Below are 21995 nucleotides of genomic sequence, written 5' to 3' on the forward strand. Positions count from 1 at the left end.
CAAAGGCCTACAGGTCTCCGACGATGAGTTTCAAGCGCTCAATATCAAACCCGGTAAGTTTCATGGCGATTGGAACTATACGCTTCTTCCTCGCTCTTAATCGGTAACTTAATTCTTGCCCATGCCTTAACCTGGGCTGTTGAGATAGCCTCGACCCCTGATGCCTGTGCGCTGTTGGCAGAGGCCGTTGCCCAGGATCCGTGGGCCGCAAAAGAGGCTGAGACCGGCGCGCCGCTGAATCACGCTGTGATGTTCGGAGGAGAAGCCGTTGCGTGGACTCCTGTTTCAAATTGGCGTCGGCTGTTGCAACGATTGATTGCCCCTGTTGGTGCTGTGACGATCGCAGGGCTCTTTGGGGTGGTCCTCTTTCTTGCTCAGCCTGAGGACTTCCCCCCTCAGCTAGAAGACTCGTTGACCTCCTCTGCGTTTGTGCCGCGCCGTTCTGATCCTGTGCCGAAAGTTAGTACACAAAAGAAACTCCCTGTTGCAGACAAGCGCCCGGCGAGGGAACCGCGGGCGCCTGCTCTGGTGTCTCCGAAGCCGGACGACAAAATGGATACTCGGCCTTCGAGCAAAGCGAAGCTCAGCCCTGCGAAGCAGAGCGGCTCATCTCAACCCGCCTCTGCTGATAGGGCTTCGATGCCTGTTGTGCCTCACCGCGAGAACGCACGGTCTCAGACAGCTTCTCAAGCGACACGTCGTGAGGTCTCTCCTCGGGAGACACAACCGCTAGAGAGAACGCAGGAACAGGCTGTTACAGAAGAGGAACCGCAACTACGTCCGACGGAACTCTCGGCGGCGCAACCCGCAGAGGCTCCTGTAGTGCAACCAGCAGTTGAAGAAGAGAAGATACTAGATCAAGCGACGGTGCTAGCGTCTGAAGGCTTGGACGTGACCGAACCGAGAGAGTTAGCCGCCGCAGTTCCGGCTCTTTCTGAAAGACGAGAGGGAACTGAGAAGGAAGGGCGCGCAATGGCTCCACTGCCTTTTTCTCTCCCTACAGAGAAAACAAAGAGTGCTTTTGCTACCCTTGCTTCGCGACTTCCTCGTACAAAAGAGTCGGCCCGTGAACACGTGTTTCCTTTGCCACTAGACCAACTCTGGCCACAGTTGAAAGCCATTGTTAAAGACGAAAGCGAACTTGTTCTTCATCAAGATGAAGAACAAAAGGTGCTCTACGGCACGATGCTCCAACGAGAAGTGAGGCCGAGGACTGGGGCGTTTAAGCCCTACGGACATTTCATCGTCGAACTCACTCCTGGAACGAAGGAAGGAACGAGCGTGGTAAAGGCAAAGATCATGACTTTTGCCCGGCGAACGACGCAGCCAGCCGCTGGCGCAAGCGACCTGGCTGATCGCTTTTGGCAGAAAATTACCGGGCTAATGAAATGAAAGGTTCTTGTGTAGTGGAACTTTTGCGTTTATAGGGGGATTATATACCGAAGGGGAAACTTCATGACTAATTCTGCGTCTGTACTCCTACCCCGCGACCTGGCTGCAGAGGATCCAGGGGTACAAGCGCAAGCGACCCTGTTCGAAACCCATGCGCTGGCCTGTAAAGAGCCAGTGTATGCCGCCTGTCTTGCCCTCGTCCGACGAAGAGACGAGGCTGACGACCTCTTTCAAGAAACCTACCTGCGAGCCTTCCGTTTCTTTCATCAATTTACGCCGGGAACCAATTGTCGCGCGTGGCTGTTGACGATTATGTATAACGTTTTCAGAAACCACTATCCGCAACGGCTGCGAGACCACCAAATGTTAGATATTGATCGGGTTACCAACGAATACGAAGAGCAGTTATCCGTTGATGGGGATAACAACTGCCATGATCCAGCAGTATTGTTTGCTGCTCGAAGGGTCGATAAAGAAATCCTCGAAGCGATTCACACATTACCGGAAGAGTACCGCAGCACGTTTCTGCTAGTGGATATGGGTGATTTAACCTATGAAGAGGCGGCTGCCGTTCTTGGGTGTCCAACTGGGACCGTACGCTCGCGCCTAGCCCGAGCACGACGAGCGCTACGAGCTGCTCTTGAAGGATATGCGCGAGAGCATGGATACCTACGGGACAATAGTCCTCAACTCGAACACGTTGTGTCTCTTGAAAAAGCAAAGGGTACGTTATGACATGCGAGACGTATCGAGATATTATTGCTGCGCATGTAGACGGGCATTTGACTGCAGTCGAACACCAGGAGGTGGAAGCCCATCTTGCGAGTTGCAAACGCTGTGCTCTCCTTTTCGCCGATCAACAGCAATTCCGCCAGATCTCTCGTACCTGGCATTGGGAAACGCCAATTCCTCTAGAAGTAGAGCATCGCTTACGTGCGGCAATGGCTGCCGAACGCTCTCCTCTCCAATCGTGGTGGCGGGTTGCACGTAATCGACTGGTTTCATGGTTACAACCACGTCCGGCTGTATTTGCCCTTGCCGCGACGGCTGCCTTATTGCTGACATTTACTTTTCCAAAGGGCCAAGTGTCTGTGAAAAACCAACCCCGTCCTTTGGAACCAGTCAAGCAGACGGAGCCAGCTGTCGTAGAAGCAGCAGCGGCATATTACAAAGCGGTCAGGACGGGAGAGTTACCGCTTTCCTACGCGACGAACAATCCGCGCGAACTCGAGGCTGCACTGAAGTCATCTGAGAAGCTCAATTTTTCCGTCTATGTACCAGACCTCCGACTTGCTGGATACGAACTCAACGGCGGGATTGTCGTGGAAATTGGCGGGAAACCAGCAGTGATTACGGTGTATCAAGGAGAAGAAGGACAAGTGCTGTGCCTTCGTCAGGGTGGTACTATGCCGCCGCCGCCTCGTGGTGCACGGCAACTGCGAGAGCAAGAATATCTCTATGCAAAACCCGGTCAGACTGCCCTCTATAAGCAGCTTCCAGGGCAATTCCGGGTAATCGTTTCTGGACTGTCGCCTGAGACGTTTCTTGCGCACTAGGAAGAGAGTCGTGCGTACAGCGCACGCTACACCAGCAAAGAGAAGGAAGGAATCACGCCTTCTCTTTTTTATTGCAGTCCTGCTTTTTGTAACCCTGCCACTATTCGTGCTAAAGTCGCTGGGTCTCTGTAGGGAATGCGCTCGCGGAGGTCTGTGAGAGAATAGTGGGGGTTGACCCGTAGAACCTCGCCTATTTCTTTCCGTGCTTCTGCAGCACGCCCAAGTTCACTGAAAATAACCGCAAGCATGACATGCGCAGTAACATGGTCAGGATTACGGATGAGCACCCGTTTCAACGCAGCAACCGCTTCATCGGTTCTTCCCAACAAGGCGTAGACTTGCCCTAACGACCACAGATAGCCAGCGGGATAACGGGGATTCAAGCGCATGGCTTGTTCCACAAGTGTGAGTGCCTCTCTGGGGCGTCCAGAGAAACAGAGGACTTCTCCTAACGTGAGGTGCGCTTCAGCAGAATTGGGGTCAAGCGCAATCGCGCGTTGAGCAGCGGCAATGGCCTGATCGTACTCCTTTTGGCCCAAATACGCATAGGCCAAGGTTTCGTGGGCGACTGGTAAGGTGTCGTCTAATGCGACGGCACGCTGAGCGAAGGTTAACAATTGCTGAGCGGTTGCATCTCGTTGTCCGAGCTGAAAGGCCAAGTCCGTGAGGTACGTCCGCCCTAACATGGCGTAGGCGGCAGCAAACCGATCGTCTAAGGCAATGGCCTGTTCAAACATCTCTCGGGCTTTGGCATTAGCTTCTTTCGTTCGCTGGGCATGGTACTCAAGCCCGCGCAAAAAAAGTCGTAGGCCTCCAGATTGTTGGTTGGTGCGCGGTGAGCACGCGCAGCTTCACTCGGTGTCAGTTGTACTTTCAGCGCGGTGACGATCTTTTGCGTGACTTCATCCTGAACGGCAAAGATGTCTTGTAATTCCCGATCATACCGTTCCGCCCACAGGTGATACCCAGTCGTGGCATCGATCAACTGAGCGGTAATCCGTACTCGGTTGCTGGCTTTACGAATACTGCCTTCAAGCAGATAGCGCACCCCTAACTCTTTACTGACCTGCTCTGGCCGGACGGCTTTGCCTTTGTACAAGAATGAAGAATTGCGCGAGATGACAAACAAACCGGATAACTTCGAGATGTCGGTAATGAGATCTTCGGTAATGCCATCACTGAAGTATTCCTGCTCCAGATCACCACTCAAATTCAGAAAAGGTAGGACAACAATCGACGGTTTGTCCGGTAAAGCCAGTGGCAGTGTGTTTTCGCCACGTTCTTCTTCAAGCGCGGAATCCGCAGGATCAAGGAGCACACGAAAGACCCGCACTGGACGAGCGATATTCTTCACGGTTTGCTCGCCGAGGTCGGCATACGCCAGTGGTAGCTTGTTTTCGACTTGCTCATGGACGGCGCTGGAAACGCAGATTCCGCCACCATCGGCCAAGCCTTCCAGCCGCGCGGCAATGTTGACGCCATCACCATAGATGCGTTCGCCTTCAACAATGACGTCGCCGACATTGATACCAATGCGAAACTCCATGCGTTGCTCGGCAGGCAATGAGTCGTTGCGTTGTTTCAACTCGCGTTGAATCTCACCGCGCCTTGCACGGCATCGACGGCACTGGCGAATTCGGCAAGGAGATTATCTCCGGGCGAATCAATGACACGTCCGCGATATTGGCCAATCAACGTGGTCATACGCTCGCGATAGGTCGCAAGCGTACGAATGGTGGTCACCTCATCCGCACTCATGAGGCGACTGTAGCCTTTAACGTCTGCGCTGAGGATGGCGGTCAGTTTGCGCATGACGTTTTGCGATAGGGTTTGTTCTTTGTTTATAGCGTCCGTCATGGCAACTTACTCATAGGCGAATAAAAGACGAAGATCAAGAGGGTCACGTGAACCTATTCGGCAGTTGAAGATAGCAGTTCTACGTTGTTACTAACAGATGAAAAATGGTGAGCCAGGCGTAGGCCGGGATAAGGCCGCTAGGCCGTTCCCGGCATGACGTGCCGGAACCGCTTCGCTTATTCCGGCCTACACTCCACTTCTCTTGTGCGAGCGTAACAACTTACTTCCGTAATGGCCGGAAAAACGCCCGAATATCTTCAACCAGCCGCTGCGGTTCTTCCATCGGAGCGAAATGCCCACCTGACGGCATCACTGTCCAATGCTTCAAGTTGTAATACCGTTCAGCCCACTTGCGAGGCATCAAGGCCACTTCCTGCTGGAAGACGCCAACGCCGGTTGGGGCTTCCACGACTGGGGTGCGACTGTGTGACGCTTTCCAAGGATTATGGACCGCTTCATAATAATAGCGCGCCGACGTACCATAACTCTCTGTGAGCCAATACAGCGTCATGGTGGTGAGCAGTTCATCTTTAGTGAAACGCTTTTCGACATTGCCACCACAGTCACTCCAGGTGCGGCGCTTTTCCAAAATCCAGGAACACAAGCCTGCGGGAGAGTCGTTCAAGGCATGGGCAATGGTTTGCGGCTTGGTGGTTTGCAGTGCCGAGTAGCCACTTTCGGCGGCAAAGAAATGCATGGTCTTTTGGTACCAGTGCTTTTCTTCAGGCGCATAATCCGACTCTGGCGGCAGTCCGCCAACGAAAATATCAAGCGGGATCATGAGGTGAATGTAGGCGCCGATCACATGCTCTGCATACTTATGGCCGAGTTGGGTGGTGATAATCGCGCCCCAGTCGCCACCTTCAGCGGCAAACTTCTGGTACCCGAGCACGTCTTTCATCAACGTGACCCACAGGTCTGCCGTGCGCCAGAAGTTAATTCCTGGTGTGGTGAGCGGCGTGGAGAAACCATAGCCCGGAAGCGAAGGCACCACGACATCAAAGGCATCGTTAGGATCACCACCAAAAGAGGCGGGATCAGCGAGTGGGCGAATCACTTTATTGAGGTCCCAGAAGGTCCACGGCCAACCATGGCTCAAGATCAGCGGGATCGGTTTCGGCCCTTTGCCTGGCTCTTGAATGAAGTGAATGGGCATTCCTTCAATTGTCGTCTTGTAATGCGAGAAGCTATTCATCTCGCGTTCGTGTTTGCGCCAGTCATATTGGTTGATCCAGTAATCGACCAGCTCTTTGAGGTACGCCATGTTAGTGCCGTACTCCCAGTTACTATTGGCAAAATCCTGTGGCCAGCGCGTTTTTTTCAATCGCTCGCGCAGGTCTGTCAGGTTGGCTTCCGGTATCGCGACCGTGAAGGGCTCTTTTCGCATGCAGCACTCCTTCGTATTGCAGTGTTGTCTTCCCTAAATCATCGCCGCGGGTGGAAAGCAAGGTTCCTGCACTTTTCTTGTTCCTCGAGAACACTCATGGTATGTCGTCAACACAAAGGAAGACCCCACACCATGACATTTGTGAAACTGTTAGATCTTGGTATTAGCGAGGCCCTCGAACGCATCCGCTCTCGTCAACTCTCGCCGGTTGAATTCACTCGTGCGTATCTGGAACGCATTGCGCAGCTCAATAGTAAGCTGAATGTCTACTTGACGGTCATGGCCGAAGAAGCCTTGGCAATGGCAACGGCAGCAGAACAGCAAGTGATGCGTGGAGAGCCCATTGGCCCATTGCACGGTATTCCAATCGCGTTGAAAGATAACTGCGATGTTGCTGGCGTGCGCATGACTGCCGGGTCAAAGTTCTTGCACGATAATATTGCCGATACGGATAGCGAAGTGGCAGTGCGCTTACGGCGGGCTGGTGCGATCATTCTAGGGAAAGCCCACATGCACGAGTGGGCGATCGGTGCGACCACGCGCAATCCGCATTTTGGTCCGTGCCGCAATCCCTGGGACCCGAGCCGCGTTCCGGGCGGTTCGAGTGGTGGCTCTGGTGCAGCACTTGCGGCTGATATGGCATTGGCTACGATCGGTACCGATACCGGTGGCTCTGTACGCATTCCGGCAGCGTTGAATGGTATCTCGGGTATTCGTCCGACCGTTGGTCGCGTGAGCATTCGCGGCGTGATTCCCGTCAGTTGGACCTTTGATACCATCGGCCCGATGGCGCGACGAGCCGAAGATGTCGCCCATTTACTGCAAGTAGTTGCTGGTTATGATCCAGCCGAGCCAACGTCTAGCGACACACTAGTGCCGGATTATTTTGCGACATTGCGGGATGGAGTCAAAGGCTTGCGCATGGGACTCTGCAGCGGACACTTCCAAAGCGAGCCTACTGCTTCAGTAACACAGGCTGTGCAGAATGCTGCCCAGGTCTTGCAAGGACTCGGTGCCCAGGTAGAAGACGTGGCCTTGCCTGGTGCGGAAGCAATGATTGATCGTATGAGTGAATTGATTCTGACCGATGCCGCAGCTTATCACCAAGCGCGACGGGCCGAGCGACCGCAGGATTTTGGCCAAGATGTGATGACACGCTTGAATCGCGGCGCGGCAGTGACTGGAGTGCAATACGCTCTTGCACGTCAGGCGCAACGCGAATGGCAACGAACAATCGAAGAGGTCTTTACGCGCTATGACATTCTGCTGGCGCCGACCTGTGGCATTGCGGCGCCGATTATCGAAGAGAGTGAAGGGGTAGAAACGACACGACGACTCACGCGTTTCACCTATCCCTTCAACCTCGCGCAAATTCCGGCGATCAGCATTCCCTGTGGTTTCACTGAAGAACACTTACCCATTGGGCTACAGATTGCTGCACGTCACTGGCAAGAAGCGCTTGTGTTGCAGGTGGCCTGGGCCTATCAGCACGCCACCGACTGGCATTTGCGACGACCAGCTCTATAAAGGAGAACTTCATGCATATCGGAATGTACGCGACAACCCATGGCCTCATGTACCGTGACAATACTAATGCGTTTTTACGTAGCCTACCGGTGAGCGCGATGCAGCCAGTCCGTATTGCTCAACTGATTGAACAACAGGGATTTCACTCAATGTGGTTTCCGGATCACGTGTGTATGCCGCTACAATCGGCGAGCGAACATGTGGCCAATACCTCTGGCCAACGCGCGTACGAATCGCATCATAATATGCTTGATGCTGCCGTGATGATGGGCGCAGTGGCGGTGAGCACGACGCGCCTCAAACTCGGAACGAGTGTGTTGATTTCGCCTTATCGTCATCCGCTGAACGATGCACGGCAGTTTGCCACAATCGACCACCTCTCTAACGGACGGTTACTCTTTGGCGTTGGTGCGGGCTGGATGCAAGAGGAATTTGCCGCACTGGGAGTGCCCTACGAAGGGCGTGGTCCACGCACAGATGAATGCATCGAAATTTACAAGCGCTCATGGACTGATGAGGTCGTGAATTATCAGGGCAAATGCTATCAGTTTAACAACGTGTCGATGGACCCAAAACCGGTACAGCGTCCCTATCCGCCGATCATCTATGGTGGTGTCACTGCTGGTGGGGCACGGCGCGCGATTCGTCACTGCGACGGGTTTTATCCGCTGTTCTTAGACACGTACGCTCAGCCGTCACGCTATGCCGACTTGCAGGACCTCATTCGTCGCGAGGCAGAAAAACTCAAGCGTGATCTCTCACGCTTCTCAATGATTGGCGTTGCTTCAGCGCGACTAACCTCGGCAAACGCCCCCGAAACACAAGCGAAGCCACGCCGCGTGTGTACCGGAACATCAGCGCAGGTGCTCGAAGATCTCTCGCAGTTTGCCGAGGCTGGGTACTCGTTGATCATTCTATTCTTCGATTGCCCATCGGGAACGCGTGAGGAGTTAGAAGCGCAGATTCTCCAATGCGGACAAGAAGTGATCCCGCACGCGGCACGTATGGTGCCAAAAGGGGAGTGGAAGCGGGAGCCGTAGTTGCCCCTCTCAGTCATCTATAGGTAGAACACTCCAAGTTTTGGGATTGTTGGCGGAGATAGCGGGCACAGCCCGCCCTATCTCACTCGCAGGTTCATTAGCGGTGAAATCGTAGGGCGCGTACCACGCGCCCTACAACCGCAGAGGTACGACCGTGATTTAGTCAATTTCCATCGGTGTTTCCGGATCTTCCGTCCACTCAGTGAGTGATCCATCATAAATTGCGACGTTCTCGATGCCTAACAGGGTCAAGACAAACGCATCACTACATGCGGCAATACCGCCACCGCAGTAGGTCACTACATGTTTGCGGTTGAGTGCTCCGACCTCGGTAAATCGTGTTCGTAGCTTATCTGCTGGTAAGTAGGCATGGGTTTCTGGGTCGACAAGCGTCATGAATGGCACGTTGACGCTCGATTTGATTCGACCAGGGCGTTTGTACCGTGTTTGCCCTTTCCCTGCGTGCTCTTCGGCGGTGAGGGCATTCACAATACACGTCGTCCCGTTGCCTATCGCTGCCACTACATCTTGTTTTTGGGCGATCAGTTGGGGGCGTGGGTGTGGAACGAAATGGCCGAAAGGGTACTTTGTCGCTGTCGTGGATACTGGGCGCTCTTCTTTGCGCCATTTCCGCCACCCACCATTTAGGACCGCTGCGTTGTCAAAGCCAAAAGTGCGCAACATCCACCACACCCGTGCCGACCAGATGTTCATCAGGGAGTCGTAGAGGACGACGTGATTGCCGTTGCTGACCCCGTAACGAGACATGGCCTCTGCAAACCGTTCAGCGGAAGGCATCGTAAACATGAAGCGCCCGTGTGGGTCAGAGAGCTCTTTGGTGAGATCCGCAAAGCCACTTCCGGGAATGTGTCCTTCTTGCCATTTCTGATACCCACTCTCAACCCGATACCCACGTGTTTTATCGGCATGTAAGAAGACGGTGCAGTCGAGAATCCGGAGATTCGGGTCGTTCAGGTGTTCTGCGAGCCAGTCTGTCTCGACGAGATACTCAGGATGTTTGAACGAGCTTCCCTTCTTTTGTTCCTTACTGTTTTTCATACCACTCAATTGCTCCTTTAAGACCTCGTTCCTCTCGGACTTTTTTGATCTCTTCATTTCCTGAGCCAAAGTGAAAGATGGCATCATATTCTGCGCCCGACAATACCGACGTCCGAAAGCCACGATAATCCATAGCACGGTTAACAGAAAGTTTCTCTAGCGCAAGCTTCTCAGCAGGAACTTTCACAATCCGTCGTGCATAACTGTATGTTTCCTCCTCCAGCTTGTCTACCGGGAACGCTCGGGTTGCAAATCCGATCGCTTCAGCTTCTTTCCCGCTGATGTGACTCCCAGGGAGGAACGCCATGTATTTTGTGCGGTGTGGGCCGACCATCCAGTTCCACATTGCACTGACGAACCCTGCGCCTGCCGGAATGGAGGGAAACCCGACTCGGGCGTTTTCCGCCACGAAAATAAGGTCTGAACAAATGCAGATTTGCGTCGCTCCCGCGAGACAATAGCCGTGCACCATCGCAATCACCGGCTTCGGTAGATCGCGCAACCGCAGCCAACGTTCGACCATCTTCTGGAGCATGGTGCGGTCGTCATCCACCATAAAAGGCCGTGAGCGAGGCTTCTTGCCGTCCGTGACGTCAGCACCACTGAGATCGTAGCCGGTAGAGAACGCCCGTCCTGCACCACGAATGATGACTACTTTGATTTCAGCATCCGCCGCAATCTGGTCGATCGCTTGGGAGAACTCGGAGAGGAGTGCTGGACTCATTGCATTCAGTTTCTCTGGGCGATTGAGGGTTAGCGTGCCAATCCGGTCCTTTTGCTCAAGTACAATATTGTCCATTGGGTTGCCTCCTGTTTTTCTCTGTTTGAAAATTGCCTTTCTGTGTCATACCAGGTTGCGCGACAAGAAGTAACGTGTAAGAAAAACATCATACCCGACGCGCAACGCATATGATGTAACACGCCGAGTGATTCTCATGCAGGAGGACTGTATGCCAGACGTTGTTGGCTTTCGCGCCAAAATGGGAGTAATTATTCCATCGACCAACACAGTCGTTGAGTCAGACTTTTGGGATATGCGGATTCCTGGGGTGACGTTTCACACCGGAAGAATTTACATTGGCCAACCAAACCTCAGCTCTGATTCAGCAATGAAAGAGTTGTTGACCCAAGTGGATAGGGCGATCGAAATTGCCGTGCGCGATGTCATGACATGCAAACCTGATATTCTGGCGATGGGCATGTCTGCTCCGACGTTCTGGGATGGGGTCCCCGGAGCCCAACGCTTTCATGAGAAGATGCGACAGATCTCCGGGCTCAAGATTTCAATGGGGTCTGAGGCGTGTCGAGACGCTTTGGCCGTGTACAACGCGAAACGGATTGCGGTTTTCACCCCATATCAGCCAATCATGCGTGAACAAATTGTGAAATACTTTCAGGACTGTGGGTTCGAAGTCGCGCGCTACAAAGATTTACGGAGCCCTAGTGCAACGGCCATCGCGGAGATTACCCCTGCCGAGTTGCGGCCGGTTCTCCAAGAGTTGGATGGGCCAGACATCGATGCAATCGTACAGTGTGGAACGAATCTTTCGATGATTCGCCTTGCTGCAGATGCGGAGGGGTGGTTAGGAAAACCGGTGATTGCCATTAATACGGCGACCTTGTGGCATGCCTATCGAACACATGGATTGACTGACAGAATCTACGGTTTCGGGTCATTGTTGAGTGAACACTAAGCATCAACGATCGGTCGCTTGGCGTATGTTCAAGTGGGTACTCTCTGCCTGTGCTGTCATACTTGGTTTTCCGCATCTGAGTGTGGCGGATGTGCTCCAGCATCGTGGTCAAGAGTTTTTTGTTCACGCTGTGAATCCACAGGCAGAGCAACTCGAACTCTTTTGGCAAGATTCTTCTGGTCAGCGGTTTGGCTCTTTTCGCCGACTACGGGACACGCTCGCCACGCAAAGGCGCACGTTGAAGTTTGCCATGAACGCCGGGATATTCGGTGAAGACTTTGCGCCGCTCGGACTGCACATTGAAAATGGACAACTGCTACGTCCGCTAAACCTTGGCAAAGGTGGACGGGGGAATTTCTATCTCAAACCCAACGGTGTGTTCTATGTTCTCGATAAGAAGCCGGCGATCGTTGATGCGCGTTCCTACCCTAAGCTCAAAGTGAAGCCAACGATTGCGACTCAATCTGGCCCGGCTCTTCTTTTGGGGGGCGTCATCCATCCCGCGTTTCTTGAAGAGTCGAGCAATCGCCATTACCGTAACGGGGTTGGGGTGACACGTGAGGGGAAGGTCGTGTTCGCAATTTCCCAGTCGTTGGTGACCTTCCATGAGTTCGCGACTCTGTTTCGGGATGTATTGGGATGTAACGATGCGTTATATCTCGATGGCGCACTCTCAGCCGTGTATGCGCCGGATCACGGCCAGAGATTTTTGGGTGGAGATTTTGTTGGCATCCTTGCAGTCACAGCGGAAATGAAAGAACAATGAAGACGTCACTCCTGCCACTGAAAAAAGCGCAAACAGTCGACTGAAAGATCAAACAGGTGGCTACAGCCTGAGCGACCGCCGACATGATCGGCGAGGAGCCGGGCATAACGTTTGTCTAACTTCTTGCCAATCAGTCTCGGCGTTCTCGACTGTGTATCTTCGCACATGCCCGTAAATGCGAGCCGTTGGGCTTGGCTGCGAGCTGAACGAATCGTGCCGTCGGCTTGAAGGTCGAAGGCAACATTGAGTTCATGAAACGTATCGTTCATGGCGTTACGACACACATAGCCCGTGCCATCCGGAGAAGTGGCAACGCGGAGCTGCTTGGTCCGCCAGAAGAAGCGCTTCTGCCCAGGAGGAGGGGAAATTAAGTCGAGATCAAAGCATTGTATCTGGCGTTGTTCAAACAAAGTTGCCGACTCATCACGATAGGCATAACAGGAGTTGCAAATCCACGGCCAGCCAGCACGATCGCGCTCCCAGGACATCCGCGCGACTTGGCTGGGTCCGGGCGGGACTGTTGTTGCCATTGACGCAAATCGTTCATGATCATCTTTGGGAACAGGAAAACCTTGTAAACTCACGCGCGCCATTTCAATAGCCATCACTAGATGTTCCTGATGCCCTGGAAGATCACCAAGCGCAGCTCGCATCGTCGTCGTAAAGCCTTGGGTTGCACACACGCCTTGAATCGCAGCCGAGCGCATCACCAGTTCCGGCGACAAGACCTCAGGCTCACCAGCCAAGTGCCGTGCGGTAGTGTGGACAATTTCGTACTTAGGCAAGCGCACGATCCACACATATTCAAGACTATGTTGATGATCAGTCTGTACTCCACGAACACGTAGGGTCGGATCTTCCAGATAATCAATCTCGGCGTCAAACGCGCGAGTATAACCGTGGTCAGGTACGGGAACAGACGGAACATACAGAGGAATCTGATTTGTCACAGATGTTTCCTTTACGCTCGTTCTTCTTGATACTCTGCCTTCTTTTGTCCGGCGTCTTTATAGAGAAATGAGAGCAAGTTGGCCATCGTCTTTTCGTGAAATGCAACACACTCAGGGTCGAACTCTTTGCTTGGACGTGGCTCGTGCACAAAGTGCCCATAGCGATCCTCGCCACGCACGAGTGCAGCACTATCCCACTCGGCTAATTGCTGCCGTGTTTGCGGTGGCATGTAGCGAATAGAAATTCCGATGCGGCGATCTGCTGAGCGGTTTGGTGCGGACGCATGGGCAATCCGCACATTGTGCAAAGAAAACTCGCCAGGCTTGAGAATGATGTTGACTGCTGTGGCCTCGTCGATTCCTTCGGTAATAGTTTGCCCGCGTGAGAGCATATTGGTTTTCTCGAAGAGATCTTGATGTGGCAGTTGCACTTTGTGACTACCGGGTTGCATACGCATGCAACCGCTTTCGATCGTCGCGGGTGAGAGTGCGATCCAGGCCGTGACAATTTCGGCAGAATCCAGACCCCAATATTGGTAATCCTGATGCCACGAGACAAAGTCTGTGGTCCGTGGTTCTTTGGTCCAAAACTGCATGCTCCAACACAAGATGTTCGGGCCAATGACGTCTTCGACCGGGTCGAGAATCTGCGGCGCGCGAATCAGACGATCAACCCAGGTCAGGAGGAGATTGGTCTTGATGCGTTGCGTTCCCTGCAGCGTATGACCTTGTTGCGCCTCAAATCCTTCGAGTCGTTTGCGCAGATCTGAAACCTCTGCTGATGAAAACGCTGGAATAGGAAAGCAGAATCCATCACGTTGATAGTGGGCAACTTGTGTCTCGGTCAGTTTGCGTGGCATGGCACTCCTCCTGCCTCAATCTATTCTCCGATGTCGTATTCTGCGTATAATACACTTCTGTTGGAGGTTTTCCATGATTCTCGGGGTTGGAGAATTTCTATTGATCGGGATTGTTATTGCGTTGTCCGTATTCAAGCGAGATGAACTGAAGAGCTCCGGTGGAGGACTAAACGCTACCCTCAGAAACGGGTTGTACGAACAGCCTGTTTTCTCTGCGACGGGGGCTGGCGGAAATGAAGCGGAGTTTATCGACGACAAGCTCTATGATCGAAGGCTGTTTTTCCACTTTATCTTACTTGTATTCTTTCTTGTGATAACGATGAGTCTATTCATCCACATGTTGCGTTAAATCGAGGTCTTTATGATTGACGTCTTACAGGCAGTCCAAACCGCGCGAAATTATTTAGGGATGCTCTATGATGTGAACCAGTTACAGGATATTCAGCTCGAAGAAGTTGAAATATCTGACGATGGCAAGACGTGGCTTGTGACTTTGGGATTCTCACGTCCTCTGTCTCCGACGGAAGCCCTACACTCTTTACCGGCTGCCCTCACCGAAGAACAGCAACACAAGCGAGATTATAAAATATTCAGAATCGACTCGGAGAACAGTCAAGTAAAAGCTATGAAGATCAGAGAAATATGAACGAGTCTCTCCCTCAACTGATCAGCCGCTATCGCCAAGCTGGTCTCCTCATCGATACAAATATCTTGTTGCTCTATTTTGTCGGGAGGTTCGATAGTGCTCTCATTCCTCGCTTCAAGAAAACTCAGCAGTTTGTTGTTGAGGATTACCGGACACTATTGGTACTGATCCGACAATTTCAGAAAATTGTCACCACCCCAAATATACTCACTGAAGTTAGTAACCTATCGGGACAGCTTCCAGAGCAAACGAAAGAACCTCTGAGAAGTGCGTACTTCAAAAAATTCGCTGAACAGTTGACCGTTCTGGATGAACACTACCTTCAAAGCCGTCAGGTTGCTGGCGACACGCACTTTCTCAAGTTAGGTCTCACTGATGTGGCGATTTACCAACTCGCTAAAGGAAAGTATCTCGTCCTTACCGACGATTTCCGTCTTTCGCAGATTCTTACCAAAGAAAACGTTGATTGCATCAATTTTAATCACATTCGTCCTCTTGGTTGGCCTACCCGCTAATCGGAAACTCGTTTAACGTTTAATGAAGAACCCCAAACCCTAGAAAACGCTCACACTCCAAAAAACTTCGCCGCATTATCTCCCAGCACTTTACTCACCGACTGTTCAGACAGTCGTGCCAGCGCCTTGCGGGTATTGACGATTGGATCAATAAACCCTTCAGCATGGGGAAAATCTGAGCCAATAAAATACTTGTCGTCACTGGTCAATTCGATCATATATGGCAACAATCGCTCAGTCGGATCAGCCGAGATCCATATATTACGTGCGAAATATTCACTCGCAGGTCGTTTCATCGCGCAGGAGTGGCCCATGTAGCTGTAGCGATAGTCGAGACGATCCATCCACTCGACCACCCAGCCACTCCCCGATTCGATGGTCGCGACGCGTAACCGTGGAAAACGCTCGAAGACACCATCATAGACCATCGTCGTCAGCACCATGCGTGGGTCTTGGATGACATTCATGCTCATGTACATGAAGCCAGGGCGACGATCCATGTACCAGTCATGGCCGGAGTAGTTACGATGCACGACTAGATGAATGCCAATGGCGATATCGAGTTCCTGCGCTTTAGCCCAAACCGGATCGTACTCTGGGCAGCCAAAACTCTTGCCTTCGATCGGCATGGCGCCGATGAAGACAGTTCGTATGCCTGCTTTGGCAATGCGCTCTAATTCGCGCACGGCTTCCGATGGATTCCAGAACGAAATATGCCCGACAGGAAACAAGCGGTTACGATGTGTAGCACAGACTTCTGACGCCCAGGTGTTGTAAGCGCGACAGTGGGCCGCGGCCAATTCGGGATCAGTCACATGCGCTTCCCATTGCAGTCCAAGCGTTGGAAAGATGAACTGACACGCGAAGCCTTCGCGGTCGAGAAACTTAATGCGCTCGTCCATGTCTTCGAGTTTGTTATTGAACGCCGTAGCGAAGTCGAAGGTCCCAAGTCCTTTGCCTTCTTCTTTTTGGCCGTAGGCAACACCAACGCCGAAGACTTGTTCCAAGGTGAACTCGCCCACGCCACGAACGCGTTTGTTTTCGTTGATGACCATCTCGTAGCGACCGGTGTCGGCATTGCGTTCAAAGCGTAAACAGCGTGAACGAAACTTGGGATCGATGTAGCGTTCCCACAGGTCCAACGGTTCCATGAAATGACTATCTGCATCGATGATACGGGGCATACACATCTCCTAAAGTTACTTCCCTCTCCCACCGGGAGAGGGCTAGGGTGAGGGAATCTGATTGGGATTTGGGGTTGGGGACTAAAAAGAACGCTCGTGTTGTTTTCTATTAATCCGCAATCCGCATTCGCCACTCCGCAATTCCTACGATTGTGGCGCCAACGCACGCATCGCAGCGAGAATGCGCTCACGCCGCACTTTCGCATCGGTCTCAAAAGTCTGGAACTGCAGAAATGTCGTATCTACACCAGCATCGTGATAGCGCCGAATATGTGCGCGAATTTCTTCCATCGAACCATTAAGAACCAGCGCGTTCATGACATCCGTTGGCACGGCAGCGACTGCACCTTTGCGATCGCCTTTATCCCATGCCTGCCACATTGGCGTAAGCGCCGCTTCGCGTCCAAGCCATTTTTGAAATGCTTTATAGACAGGAACGTTCAAGTAGGTGTTGATATGACGGCGGATACCAAGATCGGCTTCTGGGGTTGGCGGATCAATCGAGATAAACAAACGCGCAGTGATCTCAACTGAGTTGGGGTCTTTCCCGGCTTTGGTGGCAGCTTCTCGTACGATCGGCACGGACTTCTTCACATCTTCAGCCGAGAGCCAATTAACGATGGCGCCATCGCCGACTTCTCCAGCTACGCGCAACATCGATGGTCGTAGCGCAGCAATATGAATCGGAATTGGCTGTGCGAGCGGACGGCTGAAACGAAATCCGTTGACGTTGATCGTCTCACCTTGAAAGACCACACGCTCATTCGCGAAAGCTTTCTGCAGAAACAGAGCCATCTCTTTGACACGCACAGCAGGCTTTTCGAATTTACCACCGTTCCACATTTCGACGATGGGCTGCGAGCCTGCGCCGATGCCGAGACAAAACCGTCCTGGAGCGATCTCAGCAATACCTGCTGCACTCATAGCAAGCGTAGCCGGCCCACGGGTATAGACATTTTCGATAGCTGTACCGAGTCGGAGATTAGTAACCGCGCCGACGACTGCCAATGGTGCGAATCCATCGATGCCATCGACCTCGGATGACCAGGCATCAGTGTAGCCAAGCCGTTCGGCTTCACGTGCCAGGTCAGCATGCTCGGCTAAGGTAAAGTTGTCAAAAGGGACTGAAAGCGACCAACGTTTTTGACCCATGTATATTCTCCTGAGTATCTAAGCTGTCAGTACAGACAGAGAACTCAGAGACGCCTACTCTACACAGTTCAGTCGGTCAAGAGCAAATGGCTTACCAATTCGCTTTTTTCGGATCACCTTTATACAGCGAACGGACAAAGGCAATGAGTTTCCAGGCCTGGTCGTCGTTCATCAGGGTTTTGAAGGGCGGCATTTGCCCTTTGCCGTCACGAACTTGAGATAATAAGCTAGAGTCCGAACCGTCACCGGCCTGCCAGGTTTCGTCGGTGAGGTTTGGTCCCATGCCGCCACCGCCTTGCATGCCGTGGCAGCCGTAGCAGTTGAACTTTTTGTAGAGTTGTTGTCCCTCAGTAATAGCTTCGGCTTTGCCGGTGTAGGGGTTGAGCTTTTGGGGAGCTGCACCGTTTTGCGCATAGACGGAGACCACGAACAGTACCGTCCACACAATCAATGAAGCAAAAACTAGCCGTTTGGAATTAAATACCCGTACTTGGGGCTTGGGGCTTGGGACTTGGGGCTTGAGAGAAGGGGTAACTAGTCCCCAGCCCCTGGCCCCTAGCTCCGTTGGGGTTTTGGTTCTGCCTTTTAATTTCACTACTCAGTCCTCATCTCTCAGTCCTCAAGTCCTGAATAATCGGTACTCCGTACTCAGTCAAGATTTTATTGATCTCTTGGGATTTGCGATTGAGGAGGTCATTCAACTTTTCTCGTAGTTGCGTATCTCCGCGTCGCACGCCGAGCGCGATCCTGTAAGCAAAAGGCAACGTTGGCAAACTTGCTTCAGTTGGAACCGGGGTAATCGTCAAAGGCACAGACTGTTTCTGTGCGAAATAGCCCGCTATTGGCCCCCATACAATTGCGACATTCACCTCACCATCAGCTACGGCTTTGATGATTTTTCCTGGCGGACTGTCTTCGCCATAATTGCCGAAAATGCTGTACCCAACTACGTTTTTGACAATGCCTTTGCTGCTCAACAAATGGGCCGGTGGGCTGTTGCTGTAGTCATCGCCGATTAAGTGGACACCAATCTTCAAAGACTGGAGCTGAGGATCATCAAAGGAAATGATGTTGTAGTTCGCTGCTTTAGGGGAGACAAAGACATACGCAGAGCGATAGTACGGTTTGGTCGTCAACACCGCGTCAACATTCTCTGGAATACCCATCACGACATCGCAACGTCCAGCCGCAAGCGTGTTACGAATAAAGCCGCGTCGCTGTGGCCACCACGTGTAGGTCACTTCCTGTTTGAGTTCTTTGGCAAGGAGGTCAACAAGCTTGTTCTCAAAGCCTTCGAGTTTTTGATTGGAATAGGGGAGATTGTTCGGGTCGGCACAGACACGGAACTGGGTGTTAGGGGTAGTGGGAGCTTCAGACTCAACTAGGCTGGGAGAAAGGATGATGAGTGCAGTAAGGAAAAAAAGAGCCTTGGAAATCATACTGCATACGCTGGAGTTTAATTCCCTCTCCCTCGTAGGGAGAGGGTAGGGTGAGGGTGAAGAAATTGAGAAATGCGCATTGCGTCTGGTTCAGCTCTGACTGTCTTTGCCTGCCCATCGCCAATCCGTCTTTGATCCCCCTCATCCTAGCCTGCTCCCCTTTGGGGAGAAGGGACTAGAGGTGCTGTTCGTTGGTTTCTCTTCTATTTCTTTGCCACCTGCCTCGGCGCACCACCAAGCGAGAACACATACAGCATCCCGCCCTTAGTTGTGTCCTTACCAAGCTCGCCAAACGCACCTATGGCTCCCAACGCAGCGGTCGGATCATCAGTGCCGAGATCACCGGCGACAACAAGACCTGACCAACCGCCAACACCAGACAACACTGCGACATATTGTTGCCCATCTGGTCCACGATAGGTCATGGGCGAGCCGATAATGCCGGAGCCGACTTTGAACTTCCACAGCTCTTTCCCACTGACAGCATCAACGGCCTTAAACCAGCCATCCATGGTGCCATAGAAGACTACATCACCGGCAGTGCTGAGTGCGCCACCCCACGCTGCCCATTTCTCTTTGATGCCCCATTTTTTGGTACCAGTGGAGGCATCCCACGCAAGGAACTCTCCTCGATGCCCACCGGGACCAGCATATTGTTTGACGATCGCACCCACGTACGGCACGCCAGCCATGTAGCTTACTTCGGTTCCTTCATACTCCATGCACAGATTGTTCGTTGGTACATAGAAGAGCTTGGTGCGCGGAGAATAGGAGACCGGCTGTTGGTCTTTGCCGCCCATAGCTGCTGGACAGATGTCTTTGACATTCGTGCCTTGCTTGGTGCGCTTCTCAGGATTTTCGATCGGAAGACCTGTTTCCAGATTAATATCCTCCGCCCAGTTCACATTGACAAAGGCTTTGGCTAACAATACTTTGCCAGTGGTGCGGTCAACCGCATAGGCAAAGCCATTGCGGTCAAAATGGACAAGCGCCTTGTGATTTGTTCCTTTGATATTGAGGTCGACCAGTACGCTCTCATTGATCCCGTCATAATCCCACGCATCGTGCGGCGTCATTTGATACGCCCATTTGGCTTCACCAGTATCTGGGTTACGCGCAAACAGTGACATCGACCATTTGTTATCGCCAGGGCGTTGGTCAGGATTCCACGAACCTGGGTTACCAGTGCTGTGATACAGCAAGTTGAGTTCTGGATCGTAGCTGTACCAACCCCAGGTGGTGCCGCCACCACGTTTCCATTCGTCACCTTTCCAGGTGGTGACCCCGAGGTCTTTTCCCTCGTGCGACTTATACGGAGGAACAAAATCTTTACCGATCAACACTTCAGAATCTGGACCGGTGCTGTACGCACGCCAAATCTGTTTGCCGGTGTTGACGTCATTGGCAGTGACAAACCCACGGACACCAAACTCGCCGCCACTAATACCGGTAATGACTTTGTCTTTGATCACTATCGGTGCCATGGTGATGGTCTGACCTTGTTTGAAATCACCTTGCTGAACTTTCCAGAGTTCCTTGCCGGTTTTCGCATCCAAGGCGACAGTAGCGGCATCTAGTTGATTGAAGAGGATCTTGCCATCGGCATACGCAACCCCACGATTCACCACATCGCAGCAAGCGATCGGAATCACTGCCGAATCCTGTTTCGGCTCGTATTTCCATTTGATGTTTGCGCCTGGCTGGGTCAGATCCAGCGCATACACGATGTTAGGAAACGGAGTCACGAAATACATGGTGTCGCCGACCACGAGTGGCGAACCTTCATGACCACGCAAGACTCCGGTGGACATGGTCCACGAGACTTTCAAATTCCTTACATTCTTGGTGTTGATCTGATTAAGTTCACTGAAGCGAGTGAGTGCGTAGTTCTTGCCTGGGTGTACCCACTGATTCGGATCGTTTTGCATGGTAACGAGGTCATCAGCATTGACCGTTGCCGCCACGCAGAGCCAAAGGACTGAAGCGATAAAGGTCGCCCATACTGCGAGTGAAAATGTGGCCCACCACCGTGTGTCCATAAACTCCCTCCTTATTTGTACCCCGGATCTCCGGGGGTAAATGAATGAACACGACAATCCCGAATGCCTCTTTCCATAACGAAGGCAGGTTATGCAAGTCCCCAATCCCCTCTGGCAGGCGCACGCTACTCCGAGCGCAGGCAGTTTGTCAATGAAAATTTTGTTTCTTGCATTTCGTGAGTGATGTTGGTAGCTGAGCAAGACGAGGGCTGTGGGGTTCTGGGAATACCCACGTGTACGGTGAACATGACCGTAGGAAACTCAGTCGTCAATACAAAAGGAGGGATGCAGTATGAGCACAGCGGAGAACAAAAAGTTAATCCAAGATGCGTTTGCAGCCTGGGCAAAAGGTGATGGGGCGGCATTTTTCAACCTTCTTGCCGACGATGTGCAATGGACCGTAATTGGCTCAAGTCCAGTTTCACGAACGTATCAGAGCAAAGCAGCGTTCGCCGAGGGGGCAACGAAGCCGTTGAGTGCAAAGCTCGCCGGTCCGATCCAACCAACAGTGAAGAACATTATCGCTGAAGGTGATACCATCGTCTTGCAATGGGAAGGCAAAGCCACGACGAAAGGGGGCAAGCCATACAACAATAGTTACTGCTGGGTGATGAAATTCGCCAATGGCAAAATCAAAGTCGGCACGGCATATATCGATACTGAATTGGTGTCGGCGTTGTGGAAGGAATGAAAAAGACTTTAGGCTGTAGGCTTCAGGCTTTAGGGAAGAACCTAGGCTATAGGCTTCAGGCTCTAGTAGTACTACTTCGTTAAGTAGATTATGCTGAACTAAAGAGCGGAATGTGCTGCGCAAGGTGATACGTTCGACACTGTGGACACTGGGTAAAGTTGAAAAGGAGATTGAGCCACCGCCGGAGGGCGGGCAGAGTCCAGCGCGCGTTTTTTTTTCTGCCGCAAGAGTTGCAGAAACC

22 protein-coding genes and 1 pseudogene are annotated in these 21995 nt (G+C 52.4%); 11 read left to right on the forward strand and 12 right to left on the reverse strand.

Annotation, left to right across the window (positions count from 1 at the left end; translation table 11 throughout):
* Positions 1-69 precede the first annotated feature (69 nt).
* The 3 genes from FJ147_17450 (at position 70) to FJ147_17460 (ending at position 2948) form a co-directional block, all read left to right on the forward strand.
* Positions 70-1392 carry a hypothetical protein gene (locus FJ147_17450; protein MBM4257664.1) on the forward strand — a complete coding sequence of 441 codons (1323 nt, stop codon included), beginning with the start codon at positions 70-72 and terminating at the stop codon, positions 1390-1392.
* Positions 1393-1455: 63 nt separating this feature from the next.
* On the forward strand, positions 1456-2127 hold the full coding sequence (locus FJ147_17455) for a sigma-70 family RNA polymerase sigma factor (protein ID MBM4257665.1): 672 nt from the start codon (positions 1456-1458) through the stop codon (positions 2125-2127).
* The gene (locus tag FJ147_17460; protein MBM4257666.1) at positions 2124-2948 is read left to right on the forward strand and encodes a hypothetical protein; all 825 of its coding nucleotides are present in this window, start codon (positions 2124-2126) and stop codon (positions 2946-2948) included. The genes FJ147_17455 and FJ147_17460 overlap by 4 nt, the downstream gene beginning before the upstream one ends.
* 68 nt (positions 2949-3016) lie before the next feature.
* Here FJ147_17460 and FJ147_17465 read toward each other — a convergent pair whose 3' ends face one another.
* The 3 genes and pseudogenes from FJ147_17465 to FJ147_17475 all read right to left on the reverse strand — a co-directional run bounded on the left by FJ147_17465 (position 3017) and on the right by FJ147_17475 (position 6192).
* The gene (locus FJ147_17465) at positions 3017-3685 is read right to left on the reverse strand and encodes a tetratricopeptide repeat protein (GenBank protein MBM4257667.1); all 669 of its coding nucleotides are present in this window, start codon (positions 3683-3685) and stop codon (positions 3017-3019) included.
* Positions 3661-4805 (reverse strand): annotated as a pseudogene (locus FJ147_17470) (adenylate/guanylate cyclase domain-containing protein). Before FJ147_17470 ends, FJ147_17465 begins: the two are co-directional and overlap by 25 nt.
* Positions 4806-5025: 220 nt before the next feature.
* Positions 5026-6192, reverse strand: a complete 1167-nt coding sequence (locus FJ147_17475; GenBank protein MBM4257668.1) for an epoxide hydrolase — start codon at positions 6190-6192, stop codon at positions 5026-5028.
* A 132-nt stretch (positions 6193-6324) separates the two neighbouring features.
* Between FJ147_17475 and FJ147_17480 the strand changes: the two genes are divergently transcribed.
* Together FJ147_17480 and FJ147_17485 are read left to right on the forward strand one after the other, a co-directional pair.
* A complete protein-coding gene (locus tag FJ147_17480; protein MBM4257669.1) occupies positions 6325-7719 on the forward strand; it encodes an amidase in 1395 nt (464 codons plus the stop codon).
* Positions 7720-7730: 11 nt separating this feature from the next.
* On the forward strand, positions 7731-8759 hold the full coding sequence (locus FJ147_17485) for a TIGR03619 family F420-dependent LLM class oxidoreductase (protein MBM4257670.1): 1029 nt from the start codon (positions 7731-7733) through the stop codon (positions 8757-8759).
* Positions 8760-8918: 159 nt separating this feature from the next.
* Here the strand turns inward: FJ147_17485 and FJ147_17490 are convergent, their stop codons facing one another.
* Positions 8919-9818, reverse strand: coding sequence for a sulfurtransferase (locus FJ147_17490; protein ID MBM4257671.1), 900 nt, complete (start codon positions 9816-9818; stop codon positions 8919-8921).
* Complete coding sequence (locus FJ147_17495; protein ID MBM4257672.1) at positions 9805-10617, reverse strand: enoyl-CoA hydratase/isomerase family protein; 813 nt, start codon at positions 10615-10617, stop codon at positions 9805-9807. Before FJ147_17495 ends, FJ147_17490 begins: the two co-directional genes overlap by 14 nt.
* A gap of 151 nt (positions 10618-10768) precedes the next feature.
* Here FJ147_17495 and FJ147_17500 point away from each other — a divergent pair, with 151 nt between their 5' ends.
* Both FJ147_17500 and FJ147_17505 read left to right on the forward strand, forming a co-directional pair.
* Positions 10769-11512: an arylmalonate decarboxylase gene (locus FJ147_17500; protein MBM4257673.1), complete on the forward strand. Its 744-nt coding sequence runs from the start codon at positions 10769-10771 to the stop codon at positions 11510-11512.
* Between the two features lie 25 nt (positions 11513-11537).
* Positions 11538-12278, forward strand: a complete 741-nt coding sequence (locus FJ147_17505) for a hypothetical protein (GenBank protein ID MBM4257674.1) — start codon at positions 11538-11540, stop codon at positions 12276-12278.
* 5 nt (positions 12279-12283) lie between these two features.
* Here FJ147_17505 and FJ147_17510 read toward each other — a convergent pair whose 3' ends face one another.
* Both FJ147_17510 and FJ147_17515 read right to left on the reverse strand, forming a co-directional pair.
* Positions 12284-13228 (reverse strand): DUF2889 domain-containing protein, encoded by a 945-nt coding sequence (locus FJ147_17510; GenBank protein ID MBM4257675.1) that lies wholly within the window; start codon positions 13226-13228, stop codon positions 12284-12286.
* Between the two features lie 11 nt (positions 13229-13239).
* The gene (locus FJ147_17515; protein MBM4257676.1) at positions 13240-14088 is read right to left on the reverse strand and encodes a phytanoyl-CoA dioxygenase family protein; all 849 of its coding nucleotides are present in this window, start codon (positions 14086-14088) and stop codon (positions 13240-13242) included.
* Between the two features lie 73 nt (positions 14089-14161).
* On the opposite strand from FJ147_17515, the gene FJ147_17520 reads away from it, so the two are divergent.
* The 3 genes from FJ147_17520 to FJ147_17530 are packed head-to-tail and all read left to right on the forward strand — an operon-like array spanning position 14162 to position 15249.
* Positions 14162-14437, forward strand: coding sequence for a hypothetical protein (locus tag FJ147_17520; GenBank protein ID MBM4257677.1), 276 nt, complete (start codon positions 14162-14164; stop codon positions 14435-14437).
* 12 nt (positions 14438-14449) lie between these two features.
* The gene (locus tag FJ147_17525; GenBank protein ID MBM4257678.1) at positions 14450-14734 is read left to right on the forward strand and encodes a hypothetical protein; all 285 of its coding nucleotides are present in this window, start codon (positions 14450-14452) and stop codon (positions 14732-14734) included.
* Positions 14731-15249, forward strand: coding sequence for a hypothetical protein (locus FJ147_17530; protein MBM4257679.1), 519 nt, complete (start codon positions 14731-14733; stop codon positions 15247-15249). The genes FJ147_17525 and FJ147_17530 overlap by 4 nt, the downstream gene beginning before the upstream one ends.
* Positions 15250-15299: 50 nt before the next feature.
* Here FJ147_17530 and FJ147_17535 read toward each other — a convergent pair whose 3' ends face one another.
* The 5 genes from FJ147_17535 to FJ147_17555 form a co-directional block, all read right to left on the reverse strand.
* Positions 15300-16439 carry an amidohydrolase gene (locus FJ147_17535; GenBank protein MBM4257680.1) on the reverse strand — a complete coding sequence of 380 codons (1140 nt, stop codon included), beginning with the start codon at positions 16437-16439 and terminating at the stop codon, positions 15300-15302.
* Between the two features lie 138 nt (positions 16440-16577).
* Positions 16578-17585, reverse strand: coding sequence for an LLM class F420-dependent oxidoreductase (locus tag FJ147_17540; protein ID MBM4257681.1), 1008 nt, complete (start codon positions 17583-17585; stop codon positions 16578-16580).
* A gap of 91 nt (positions 17586-17676) precedes the next feature.
* Positions 17677-18012 (reverse strand): c-type cytochrome, encoded by a 336-nt coding sequence (locus FJ147_17545; GenBank protein MBM4257682.1) that lies wholly within the window; start codon positions 18010-18012, stop codon positions 17677-17679.
* 178 nt (positions 18013-18190) lie between these two features.
* The gene (locus FJ147_17550; GenBank protein MBM4257683.1) at positions 18191-19024 is read right to left on the reverse strand and encodes a quinoprotein dehydrogenase-associated putative ABC transporter substrate-binding protein; all 834 of its coding nucleotides are present in this window, start codon (positions 19022-19024) and stop codon (positions 18191-18193) included.
* Between the two features lie 203 nt (positions 19025-19227).
* Positions 19228-21063, reverse strand: coding sequence for a PQQ-dependent dehydrogenase, methanol/ethanol family (locus tag FJ147_17555; protein MBM4257684.1), 1836 nt, complete (start codon positions 21061-21063; stop codon positions 19228-19230).
* 292 nt (positions 21064-21355) lie between these two features.
* On the opposite strand from FJ147_17555, the gene FJ147_17560 reads away from it, so the two are divergent.
* Positions 21356-21754, forward strand: a complete 399-nt coding sequence (locus tag FJ147_17560) for a nuclear transport factor 2 family protein (GenBank protein MBM4257685.1) — start codon at positions 21356-21358, stop codon at positions 21752-21754.
* Positions 21755-21995 lie beyond the last annotated feature (241 nt).

The organism is Deltaproteobacteria bacterium, assembly GCA_016874775.1.
GTDB lineage: Bacteria > Desulfobacterota > Binatia > Bin18 > Bin18 > VGTJ01.

Bases quoted from the DNA above. Each gene is read 5' to 3' on its own strand.
- FJ147_17455 (MBM4257665.1), top strand. From the start codon at position 1,456: ATGACTAATTCTGCGTCTGTACTCCTACCCCGCGACCTGGCTGCAGAG.
- FJ147_17460 (MBM4257666.1), top strand. From the start codon at position 2,124: ATGACATGCGAGACGTATCGAGATATTATTGCTGCGCATGTAGACGGG.
- FJ147_17465 (MBM4257667.1), bottom strand. From the start codon at position 3,685: ATGTTTGAACAGGCCATTGCCTTAGACGATCGGTTTGCTGCCGCCTAC.
- FJ147_17475 (MBM4257668.1), bottom strand. From the start codon at position 6,192: ATGCGAAAAGAGCCCTTCACGGTCGCGATACCGGAAGCCAACCTGACA.
- FJ147_17480 (MBM4257669.1), top strand. From the start codon at position 6,325: ATGACATTTGTGAAACTGTTAGATCTTGGTATTAGCGAGGCCCTCGAA.
- FJ147_17485 (MBM4257670.1), top strand. From the start codon at position 7,731: ATGCATATCGGAATGTACGCGACAACCCATGGCCTCATGTACCGTGAC.
- FJ147_17490 (MBM4257671.1), bottom strand. From the start codon at position 9,818: ATGAAAAACAGTAAGGAACAAAAGAAGGGAAGCTCGTTCAAACATCCT.
- FJ147_17495 (MBM4257672.1), bottom strand. From the start codon at position 10,617: ATGGACAATATTGTACTTGAGCAAAAGGACCGGATTGGCACGCTAACC.
- FJ147_17500 (MBM4257673.1), top strand. From the start codon at position 10,769: ATGCCAGACGTTGTTGGCTTTCGCGCCAAAATGGGAGTAATTATTCCA.
- FJ147_17505 (MBM4257674.1), top strand. From the start codon at position 11,538: ATGTTCAAGTGGGTACTCTCTGCCTGTGCTGTCATACTTGGTTTTCCG.
- FJ147_17515 (MBM4257676.1), bottom strand. From the start codon at position 14,088: ATGCCACGCAAACTGACCGAGACACAAGTTGCCCACTATCAACGTGAT.
- FJ147_17520 (MBM4257677.1), top strand. From the start codon at position 14,162: ATGATTCTCGGGGTTGGAGAATTTCTATTGATCGGGATTGTTATTGCG.
- FJ147_17525 (MBM4257678.1), top strand. From the start codon at position 14,450: ATGATTGACGTCTTACAGGCAGTCCAAACCGCGCGAAATTATTTAGGG.
- FJ147_17530 (MBM4257679.1), top strand. From the start codon at position 14,731: ATGAACGAGTCTCTCCCTCAACTGATCAGCCGCTATCGCCAAGCTGGT.
- FJ147_17535 (MBM4257680.1), bottom strand. From the start codon at position 16,439: ATGTGTATGCCCCGTATCATCGATGCAGATAGTCATTTCATGGAACCG.
- FJ147_17540 (MBM4257681.1), bottom strand. From the start codon at position 17,585: ATGGGTCAAAAACGTTGGTCGCTTTCAGTCCCTTTTGACAACTTTACC.
- FJ147_17550 (MBM4257683.1), bottom strand. From the start codon at position 19,024: ATGATTTCCAAGGCTCTTTTTTTCCTTACTGCACTCATCATCCTTTCT.
- FJ147_17555 (MBM4257684.1), bottom strand. From the start codon at position 21,063: ATGGACACACGGTGGTGGGCCACATTTTCACTCGCAGTATGGGCGACC.
- FJ147_17560 (MBM4257685.1), top strand. From the start codon at position 21,356: ATGAGCACAGCGGAGAACAAAAAGTTAATCCAAGATGCGTTTGCAGCC.